This window comes from Streptomyces sp. MB09-01 (genome assembly GCF_033794505.1).
GTDB lineage: Bacteria > Actinomycetota > Actinomycetes > Streptomycetales > Streptomycetaceae > Streptomyces.
In genome coordinates, this window is the sequence record NZ_JARAYQ010000525.1 from 1 (window position 1) to 1,823 (window position 1,823).

At 75.2% G+C, this 1,823-nt stretch carries 2 protein-coding genes and 1 pseudogene; all 3 read right to left on the reverse strand.

Going from position 1 to position 1,823, the window contains the following annotated elements:
- Window positions 1–43 precede the first annotated feature (43 nt).
- Entirely contained in the window at window positions 44–739 is a 696-nt protein-coding gene (ureG, locus tag PV721_RS43155) for an urease accessory protein UreG (protein WP_319734310.1), read from the reverse strand.
- Window positions 740–760: 21 nt separating this feature from the next.
- A complete protein-coding gene (locus PV721_RS43160; protein WP_319734312.1) occupies window positions 761–1,435 on the reverse strand; it encodes an urease accessory protein UreF in 675 nt (224 codons plus the stop codon).
- A 31-nt stretch (window positions 1,436–1,466) separates the two neighbouring features.
- Window positions 1,467–1,823: pseudogene (locus PV721_RS43165) on the reverse strand (hypothetical protein); the annotation flags it as partial.

Sequence of the window (1,823 nt, forward strand, 5' to 3'; positions counted from 1 at the left end):
GAGTCCGGAGGGACCCGGGGCGGGGAGAGGGGAGGCGCGCTGGTCACCGTACGGTCCAGGCGGCGATCCGCTCCCGCACCCAGGCGGCCACCGGGGCCACCCCTTCGGGTCCGCGCAGCGACTGGAAGGCGACGGGCAGTTCGCCGCGCTGCTCGGCGGCGTCGCGCGCCATCCGGCCGAGGTCGGAGCCGACGTACGGGGCGAGGTCCGTCTTGTTGACGACGAGCAGGTCGGCGGTGGTGACGCCGGGGCCGCCCTTGCGGGGGATGTCGTCCCCGCCGGCCACGTCGATGACGAAGATCTGGGCGTCCACGAGTCCCCGGGAGAAGGTGGCGGTGAGGTTGTCCCCGCCGGACTCGACGAGGATCAGGTCGAGCGGTCCGCTCTCCCGGAAGGCGTCCTCCAGTTCCTCGACGGCCTCCAGGTTGGCGGAGATGTCGTCGCGGATGGCCGTGTGCGGGCAGGCTCCGGTCTCGACGGCGGTGATCCGCTCGGGCGGCAGGACGGCTTCGCGGAGCAGGAACTCGGCGTCCTCGCGGGTGTAGATGTCGTTGGTGACGACGGCCATGGACAGTTCGGTGCGCAGCGCGCGGCACAGGGCGGCGACGGTGGCGGTCTTGCCGGAGCCGACGGGTCCGCCGAGTCCGATGCGCAGGGCGCGCCGGGTGCCGTCGGCGCGGAGCGGGCCGGCGCTGTGGGTGTGCCGGCGGGGGTAGGTCACGGCGTGGTCGAGGTGCATGGGGGGTGTCTCCTTCAGAGGTCAGGAAGCGAACAGCCGTACCGGCCAGTCGGCATGGATCTCCGCCGCGATGTCCAGCAGCGGCGAGGAGGCCGCTGGAAGCGCCCCGGTGCCGTCCGAGCGGGCCCGCAGCGCGGCCCCGGCCGCATGTGCGGAGACCGCGTCGAGGTCCGGGGCGAGCCGGGCCAGGACCCCGCTCGCCTCGAAGGGGTCCAGGCCGAGCAGCCGTACGGTCGCGGTCGCTGGCCCGCCGACGCTCTCGTACGCCGCCACGTGCGCGGCCTCGAGCGGCCCGAGCCCGGCCGCCCGGGCGGTGACGCCGAGCACCACGGGCTGGTGGGCGCCGCGCGGGAAGGCGGCGGCGAGTTCCTCCAGTTCGGGCGCCGGCCAGGTGGCCCGGGCGGCGCGCAGCAGCTGCCGTCCGAGCCTGCGGGCCGCGGTGCGCAGCGCGGGCGAGGGGGTGCGGGCATCGGCGGCGGCGTCGAGCTCCGCCGGGTCGAGCCCGAGGGCGGCGGCCGCGGCGAGCGCGGCGGCGGTGAGTCCGGCGGTGTGCAACCGGCCCCGGCAGAACTCCTCCAGGGTGGCCGCGTCGTGGATCCGGCCCGCCTTGCAGGCGGCCTCGGCCCCGCCGGAGTGGGCGTGCCCCCCGGCGGGGAAGCGGCCGTCGGCGAGGACGAGCAGCGCGGCGATACTCATGGCAGGAGGCCTCTCATCAGGCTGCGCCCCATCAGAAGAGGAAGTACCGCTGGGCCATGGGCAGTTCCGTCGCGGGCGCCGGCTCCACGGCCTCCCCGTCGATGGTGACCGTGAAGGTGTCGGCGTCGACCTCGACCCTCGGCATGGCGTCGTTGTTGCGCATGTCGGCCTTGCTCACCTTGCGGGTGCTCTCGATGGCCGTGAACTGCTTGCCGAGTCCGAGGCGTTCGGGCAGTCCGTCGTCGAGGGCCGCCTGTGCGGTGAAGTTCAGCGAGTTCAGGGCGGGGGGGCGCGGCCGTGCTCGAAGCAGCGCAGCTCGGCGCCGGGGCGGAGGACGCGGTGCCGCTCGGCGAGGGAGCGGGGCAGGTCCCGTACGGTGCACAGCACC